The sequence below is a fragment of the Sphingobium quisquiliarum P25 genome (assembly GCF_000445065.1).
GTDB classification, from domain to species: Bacteria; Pseudomonadota; Alphaproteobacteria; order Sphingomonadales; family Sphingomonadaceae; genus Sphingobium; species Sphingobium quisquiliarum.
On record NZ_ATHO01000063.1, the window covers coordinates 20853 to 28074 of the forward strand.

Annotated in this window: 8 protein-coding genes; 6 read left to right on the forward strand and 2 right to left on the reverse strand. The window is 65.1% G+C overall.

The features are described 5' to 3' along the window. Positions 1 to 2: 2 nt before the first annotated feature. Both L288_RS29375 and L288_RS43830 read right to left on the reverse strand, forming a co-directional pair. The gene (locus tag L288_RS29375) at positions 3 to 1511 is read right to left on the reverse strand and encodes a sensor histidine kinase (RefSeq protein WP_041208033.1); all 1509 of its coding nucleotides are present in this window, start codon (positions 1509 to 1511) and stop codon (positions 3 to 5) included. 232 nt (positions 1512 to 1743) lie between these two features. After that, positions 1744 to 2190, reverse strand: a complete 447-nt coding sequence (locus L288_RS43830; protein WP_150113338.1) for a NepR family anti-sigma factor — start codon at positions 2188 to 2190, stop codon at positions 1744 to 1746. A 76-nt stretch (positions 2191 to 2266) separates the two neighbouring features. On the opposite strand from L288_RS43830, the gene L288_RS29385 reads away from it, so the two are divergent. The 6 genes from L288_RS29385 to L288_RS29410 form a co-directional block, all read left to right on the forward strand. Beyond that, positions 2267 to 3061, forward strand: coding sequence for a response regulator (locus L288_RS29385; RefSeq protein ID WP_021237761.1), 795 nt, complete (start codon positions 2267 to 2269; stop codon positions 3059 to 3061). Positions 3062 to 3155: 94 nt separating this feature from the next. After that, positions 3156 to 3299 (forward strand): hypothetical protein, encoded by a 144-nt coding sequence (locus L288_RS43625; RefSeq protein ID WP_021237762.1) that lies wholly within the window; start codon positions 3156 to 3158, stop codon positions 3297 to 3299. A 107-nt stretch (positions 3300 to 3406) separates the two neighbouring features. Continuing rightward, positions 3407 to 4072 (forward strand): sigma-70 family RNA polymerase sigma factor, encoded by a 666-nt coding sequence (locus L288_RS29395; protein WP_021237763.1) that lies wholly within the window; start codon positions 3407 to 3409, stop codon positions 4070 to 4072. A 47-nt stretch (positions 4073 to 4119) separates the two neighbouring features. Beyond that, positions 4120 to 4386, forward strand: a complete 267-nt coding sequence (locus tag L288_RS29400; RefSeq protein ID WP_021237764.1) for a hypothetical protein — start codon at positions 4120 to 4122, stop codon at positions 4384 to 4386. A gap of 269 nt (positions 4387 to 4655) precedes the next feature. After that, the gene (locus tag L288_RS29405) at positions 4656 to 6044 is read left to right on the forward strand and encodes a TIGR03013 family XrtA/PEP-CTERM system glycosyltransferase (protein ID WP_031304197.1); all 1389 of its coding nucleotides are present in this window, start codon (positions 4656 to 4658) and stop codon (positions 6042 to 6044) included. A 10-nt stretch (positions 6045 to 6054) separates the two neighbouring features. Next, positions 6055 to 7222 (forward strand): tetratricopeptide repeat protein (locus L288_RS29410; RefSeq protein ID WP_021237766.1); only part of this gene is annotated, 1168 nt, incomplete at its 3' end.

The following is a 7222-nucleotide window of genomic DNA, read 5'->3' on the forward strand; positions in this document are numbered from 1 at the left end:
CTTCAGGGGAGGACAGCGAACGCGATCGCATAATCGCCCGCCTCAGGATCATGCGCCAGAGGCGAACGAAGCTGCCGTGACAATCCGGTCAGCACCCGCCCGTAACGCTCGTCCACCTGCGCGCTCATCGTTTCGGAACCGCGCAGGGCGGGGGAACTGACATGCAGGATCGCCCGGTCCGCCTGCTCGCTGTCGAGATGCGCGGAAATCCGCATGCCCGCGCGCGGATCGCATATCATCGCCAGTTCCACCAGTTCGGTAAGCAGGAAGGCTATGGGCACGGCCACGTCCTGGCTGATGTGCAGGTTGTCGCTGTCGATCTGGATGCCGAACCGCCGCGCTTCGGCCGGGGCGGTGCCGCGCAGGCTGGCGGAAAGCTCGCTGATCAGCGACCGGACGCCGACGCCGCGATTTTCCTCCAGTTCGGCATAATGGTTCCGATGGACGACCGACAGCGCGTCGACCCGGCGCTGGATCGACGCATAGGCTTCCACCGCTTCGGGATCATGCGCGGACCGGGCATGCAGGCTGATCAGGCTGGCGATGATCTGAAGGTTGTTCTTGACCCGGTGATGCACCTCGCGCGTCAGCTTGCGCTGGGTCTCCAGTCCCTCCGCCATTTCGGCCTCGTGGGTGGCGACATCCTCGCTGATCTCGCGGAAGGTTTCGCCCAGCGCCACGATTTCCTGCGCGGGCGTGCGGATGCGGCGCATGGGCTCCAGCACTTCGCCGGGATGATAGGCGGCCACCGTCCGGCGCAGCACCACCAGCGGCTTGATGAGCAGGCGGTTCACCACCAGCCAGCCGATCGCCGCCGCCGCGAACCACATCACCAGCGGCAGGAACAGCGACAGCATGCGCGCCAGCGTCACCGGCGGGTCGCGCAGGGTCATGGTCAACAGTATGTCGGGCGGGTCGAGCCGCGCGGACAGGCTGGTGCTATGGCCGCCCGGATGCCGGGAGGGACGGCTGACGACCAGCGTCTTCTCGCCTTGCCGCAGGCTGAGCTGCCGGTTCTGCAAAGCCGTGGCCGGGTTGGCGATGCTTTCCAGATAGCCGCGCGAATAATAAGCGAGCGCCACGATCCGGCCATTGCCGCTTTGCGCGCGGCTGACCAGAAATCCCGATTGCGGCAGCAGTTCGAACGGCGGCCTGGCAAAGCGCGTTTCGCCGGTGAGCCCCGCAGGCTCCGGCTGGGGCGACCCGCACAGGCGGCCCCCCGCGCGATCATAGATATAGAAGCGCGCGCCTTCACGATCATGGGATGTCAGGAACACTGACAGGCGGCGGCACATGCCGGTGTCGGCATCGCCGTTCGCCAGCGCATTGGCCGTCAGCATCAGCGCGGTGCGATCCGACGCGAGATCCGCGGTCAGCTTGCGCGCGCTCTGCGTCACCGCCACGCGCAGCAGCGCCTCCTTTTCCAGATCAGCGGTGCGGATCGCCTGCAAGGAGGCGATGAGCGCGATCAGGCCCAGCGGCAGCAGCGCCAGCGTCAGGATGAGGAACATCTTGACGCCTGTGGAATGGATGATGCTGTTCAATTTGAGCATGAGCAAAAGGTTCGCCGGATGGGGCGGCTCCCGATCATGCGATCGTCAGGGCCATTCGAACTTCAGCAAGAGCGGTTGCGCGCCTGCCTTGGATGGCAAACGGCGATTGCGGTCTTCCGGTTTCAAAATGCAAGGCCACCCCCTCCGCTCGCATCGATTCAGAAGGCGGCCGTGGCCGCTATGCGGCTGCCTAGTCCAGCTTGCGCAGCAGGTCGAGCATTTCAGAGGGAATATCTTCGTCCACGGCGCGCTGATAGACCGAGCGCAAAGCGTTGGAGACCTGATTTTCTTCCTTATGCGGGGCGGAGCGGCGCTTGCGCGCGGCTTCCCCCTTCACGCCCGAAGCGGGAGTGTTGGCGCCGACATCTTTCTTGTCCCCTCCCTTCACATCCCGTTCCGTCGTTGAAGCAACCAAAACCATGCCCCTCTGAAACAAATAAGCCGTAATGCCCGTTCTTTTCGCGGCTTTCGCGGATGACGTCAATCGATCGTCATGCGAGTGCGAAACGAATTGGCAGCATTGATGAAAAAACCGAACGGCTGTGAAACAAATCCGCCGCTCGTTGGTTCCCTGTGCCGAAGCATTTTTTGCGACTGGTTCGCCGGTGGCGGAAAAAGGGGCGGGGGCTTGCCACATCGGCGTCAGCGATCCATCCTTCCCCCTTTGCAAATGTTTTGAACAACGCGCCTTCGGGCTGGGAGAAGACCTACAGATGTCGCTAGGACAGCAACTGCACCCCCACCTTCCATTCCTGCGCCGCTATGCCCGCGCCCTGACGGGCAGTCAGGCGCATGGCGACGCCTATGTCCGCGCGACCCTGGAAGCGATCGTCGCGGCGCCGGAGGAATTTCCGGCGGATGTCGATCCGCGCCTTGGCCTCTACAAGATCTTCCACGCCATCTGGTCGTCTTCCCATCTGGAGGATGGGCCGGTGCTGACCGGCGCTGACGGGCATGAAGCGGTGGCGCAGGCGCGGCTTGCCCGGTTGACGCCGCTGCCGCGCCAGGCGCTTCTGCTGACCGCGCTGGAAGGCTTCACCGTCGATGACGTGGCCTATCTCATCGGGCTGGAGCCCGCCGATGTCGAGGCGCTGGTCGAAGAAGCGCTGAGCGAGATCGAGGCGCAGACGCGCGCCAAGGTGCTGATCATCGAGGATGAGCCGATCATCGCGATGGACATCGAAACCATCGTGCGCGACCTGGGGCATGAGGTGACGGCGATCGCCGTCACCCGCGAGGATGCCGTGCGGGAGGCGATGGCGGAACGTCCCGGCCTGGTGCTCGCCGACATCCAGCTCGCCGACGATTCGAGCGGTATCGACGCGGTAAAGGACATTCTGGCCGAATTCTCCGTCCCGGTGATCTTCATCACCGCCTTCCCCGAAAGGCTGCTGACCGGCGAGCGTCCCGAGCCGACCTTCCTCATCACCAAGCCGTTCCAGCGGTCGACGGTCAAGGCGGCGATTTCGCAGGCGCTGTTCTTTGACGAGGCGACCGCGCCGGCCTGAGTCGCGCCAGGCACTTTGGCGAAAGAGTGGATGGCGGGCGGAACCGGTGCTGCCACCCCGCGTTATTTATGCGTAACGATCGGGAGATGAAGCAATGGCGGACGAAGAACAGCATGTCGTTACCGATGACGCGCGTTCAGGTTCCACCCCGCACATCGTCCGTTACATCCTGGGCATTTCCTTGCCTTTGGTGGTTATTGGAATGCTGATCGTGCTTTGGGCATATTATAAAGGGTGAAGGTCTTTGGCTGCCGGAAGCAATGGGTATAGGATGCGGACGCATTTATGGCTTTGACGACTTCGATTCATGCGGCGAGGGCGACAGCCAGTGAGAGGGTTGTTCCCATGAGCGAAGGGCTGAGCCAGCAAGGGGAGCAGCAGGAACCTGTACGCGAATCCCTGTCGGATTCCGATTTCAAGCGGGAACTGGCGGCGGTCATTCCGCACTTGCGCGCCTTCGGCCGCTCTCTGTCGGGCAATCGCGACGTTGCGGACGATCTGGTCCAGGAAACGCTGTTGAAGGCATGGGCCGCGCGTGGGCGGTTCCAGGCCGGGACCAACATGCGCGCCTGGACCTTCATCATCCTGCGCAACCATTATCTCTCCCAGATGCGGCGCTCCCGCTTCCGGGGCGATTGGGACGACCTGACGGCAGACCGGCTGCTGGCCGCGCCCGCGGGTCAGGACAAGCATGTGGAGCTTTCCGACATGCAGCGCGCGCTGCTCCAGCTGCCCCAGCCGCAGCGCGAGGCATTGATCCTGGTCGGCGCGGGCGGTTTCGCCTATGAAGAAGCGGCGGAGATTTGCGGCGTGGCCGTGGGCACGATCAAAAGCCGTGTCGCGCGGGGCCGCGCCGCGCTGGAACAGATATTGGACAATGGCGACCTGCCTTCGCGGCGGAGCCAGGAAACCACGGATACGGCGGTGCTCGACGAGATTATGGATGATGTCGACCGGTTGAGCCGGGGACGGGAAAAGAAGGAAGATGAAACCGGCCCCGATGCGGATTAAACCCTGCAATCCGTCTTGAAAGGAGAGGCGGATATGGGAGAGGGCGCATGGTGGGAAATGGAGAAGGCCTGCCGGACGACGAGCCTGGGGCGCCACGCGCCACGGACCCTGCGATGACGCGCGGCAGCGGTCTGATCTTCATCCTGATCGCCATCGCCCTTGTCCTTGCAATCGGCTTTTTCTACCTGACCAAAGATCGCGAAAACGGCCCGGAGCGCGCCGTGACGGACGCGGCCAACTCCGCCGACAGCGCCGTCCGCCTCGTCGGCGACGCTGCACAGAATGCGGCGGACCAGATCGGCAATCGCCGTTAGCTGATCATTCGATGATCATCGCCACCTCTTGCCCCGTTCGGGCTGAGCTTGCCGAATCCTCCTCCTGATCGCCTGCTGCTGGTCAAAGGATCTCGCCTTTTTGTAACGGATGGAACGCTTCGCCACCCGGCCTCCATCCTTATCTTCAGAGAATCTTTGCGAATTTCGTGCAAGGGTCCGGTCATTGTCGGATCGTCTTGCAGCGCCAGGCCGGTCCGATGCCATGGGCTCGCTTCTGTGCGGGCAGCGTCGGGATATATGCGCGAACGATGATCAGGCTTTTCAAACATTATGTGCCGCATGCGGTGCTGCTGCTGGGATTGCTGGACTTCGTTCTGCTGCTGTGCGCCGCCGAAGCGGGGTGGATCATCCGTGCCAGCCAGATCGGCATGGAGGTGGACCATGTGATGACCCGCATCGGCCCGCTGCTAAGCTTTGCCCTGTCGATCCAGACCGGCATGATCGCGGTCGGCGTTTACGGGACGGAGGCGCTGCAATCCCTCCGCTTCGCCATGGCCCGGCTGCTGGTCGCGATATCGCTGGGCGTCATTTTCCTGTCGGTCATGCATTTCCTGCTGCCCGACCTGACCTTGTGGCGGTCCAACTCGCTTTACGCCATGGGTCTGTCGGTCGGCCTGCTTCTCGCCATCCGGCTGCTGCTGGGATCGATGCTGGGCGGCGAAGCCTTCAAGCGGCGGCTGGTCGTGCTGGGCGCGGGACAGCGCGCTGACCGCATCCGCCAGTTGGAGCAGCGCAAGGGGTCGGGCTTCCTCGTCGTCGGCTATATCGCCATGAATGACGGCGCGCAGGTCATTCCCGAAGCCATCAACCGCAACGCCATCTACAATCTGGCCGATTTCGTCGTCCGGCTTGGCGCGAGCGAGGTCGTGCTGGCGCTGGAGGAACGGCGCAACGCCCTGCCATTGTCCGACCTGCTGCGGATCAAGACGACCGGCGTCCACGTCAACGAAATCTCGACATTTCTGGAGCGGGAGACCGGCCGCGTCGATCTGGACAGCGTCAATCCGAGCTGGCTGATCTTTTCCGACGGCTTTTCCGCGGGCCGCCGCCTGTCGAGCATCGCCAAGCGCCTGTTCGACATCATCGCCAGTTCGCTGCTCCTGCTGCTCACCGGCCCGGTCATCCTGATCGCGGCGCTGCTGGTGAAGCTCGACAGCAAGGGCCCCGCCTTTTACCGCCAGCAGCGCGTCGGCCTGTTCGGCGAGGAATTCTGGATCGTGAAGCTGCGCACCATGCGCCAGGATGCGGAGGTCAGCGGGCAGGCGGTCTGGGCGGAAAAGGACGACCCGCGCATCACCCGCCTCGGCTATTGGCTGCGCAAGCTGCGCATCGATGAACTCCCCCAGACATGGACGGTGCTGAAGGGGGAGATGAGCTTCGTCGGCCCCCGCCCCGAACGGCGCCAGTTCGTCGACGATCTGGAACAGCATCTGCGCTATTATGCCGAACGCCATATGGTGAAGCCCGGCATCACCGGCTGGGCGCAGATCAACTATCCCTATGGCGCATCGATCGAGGATGCCCGGCACAAGCTGGAATATGACCTTTATTACGCCAAGAACTACACGCCCTTCCTGGATTTCCTGATCCTGATCCAGACGGTGCGCGTCATCCTGTGGCCCGAAGGGGCGCGCTGAGGCGACGCTGATGAGCCGCGCCCGTTTCCTGCTGCTGGCCGCGATCGTGGCTGCGCTGCTGTCGGCCGCCGCGCTGTGGCAATGGCACAGGGGCGCGGCGGACGCGGCCCTGTCGCGCGGCATCGCGGCGCTGGCGAAGGGCGATGCCCGCACCGCGCGGGTCGAATTGATGAACGCAGTGCGCGCACACCCCAATTCGATCCCCGCGCGCATTGCCCAGGCGCGGGCGCTGCTTGACCTGCGGGATGGCGAAGCCGCGCGCATCCAGATCGAACGGGTCCGCCAGCTCAGCGGCAGCGCGGCGGCGACGCGCCACCTGATGGCCGAAGCCTTGCTGCTCCAGGGCGATCCTGATGGCGCGTTGCAGGAGGCGGGGATGGGGGACGTGCCCGCCAGTTCGCGCGCCATCGCCGCGCGCGTGGCGGGGCAGGCATGGCTGGCGAAGGGCGACCTTCCATCGGCGGCGGCCGCCCTCGACCGCGCGCTCAAGCTGGACGCTTCCGATGCGCAGGCATGGGTCGCGCTGTCGCGGCTGCGCATGGCTGCGGGGGATCAGGCGGGCGCGATCCTTGCCGCCGATCGCGCCTTGCAGATCGCGCCGGGCAGCGTCCGGGCGTTGACCGCGCGTGGCGAACTGGTGCGCGATCAATATGGCCTGACCGCCGCGCTCCCCTGGTTCGAGCGGGCGCTGGAGCGCGACCCCCATGACGTGCCCGCGCTGGAGCAATATGGCGCGACGCTGGCGGACAGCGGCGAGGCGCGGCGGATGCTGGGCGTGTCCCGGCGGCTGCTGGCGATCGATCCGGGCAATGCGCGCGCCTGGTTCATGCAGGCCGTCATGGCGGCACGGGCGGGCAGGGCGGACCTCGCCCGGACCCTGCTCGCGCGCACCGGCGGCAGGCTGGACGCGGAACCCGCGACGATGCTGCTGCGCGGCGTGCTGCTGATCGAGGGCGGCAAGGCGGCGCAGGCGGCGCAGACGCTCGCACCGCTCGCCGCCAGCCAGCCGGACAATGGCGTCGCCCGCACTTTGCTTGGCCGCGCGCTTTTCGAGGCGGGGGATCATGTGGCGGCGGCCAATGCGCTCGCGCCCATGGTCGCGCAGAGGGACGCCGATCCCTATGTGCTGACGCTCGCCGCCCGCGTGCAGGAGGCAATGGGGCAAAGCGCCATAGCGC

Excerpts from the sequence above, each read along its gene's own strand:
- L288_RS29375 (WP_041208033.1), bottom strand. The coding sequence starts at position 1,511 with ATGTTCCTCATCCTGACGCTGGCGCTGCTGCCGCTGGGCCTGATCGCG.
- L288_RS43830 (WP_150113338.1), bottom strand. The coding sequence starts at position 2,190 with ATGTGGCAAGCCCCCGCCCCTTTTTCCGCCACCGGCGAACCAGTCGCA.
- L288_RS29385 (WP_021237761.1), top strand. The coding sequence starts at position 2,267 with ATGTCGCTAGGACAGCAACTGCACCCCCACCTTCCATTCCTGCGCCGC.
- L288_RS43625 (WP_021237762.1), top strand. The coding sequence starts at position 3,156 with ATGGCGGACGAAGAACAGCATGTCGTTACCGATGACGCGCGTTCAGGT.
- L288_RS29395 (WP_021237763.1), top strand. The coding sequence starts at position 3,407 with ATGAGCGAAGGGCTGAGCCAGCAAGGGGAGCAGCAGGAACCTGTACGC.
- L288_RS29400 (WP_021237764.1), top strand. The coding sequence starts at position 4,120 with ATGGTGGGAAATGGAGAAGGCCTGCCGGACGACGAGCCTGGGGCGCCA.
- L288_RS29405 (WP_031304197.1), top strand. The coding sequence starts at position 4,656 with ATGATCAGGCTTTTCAAACATTATGTGCCGCATGCGGTGCTGCTGCTG.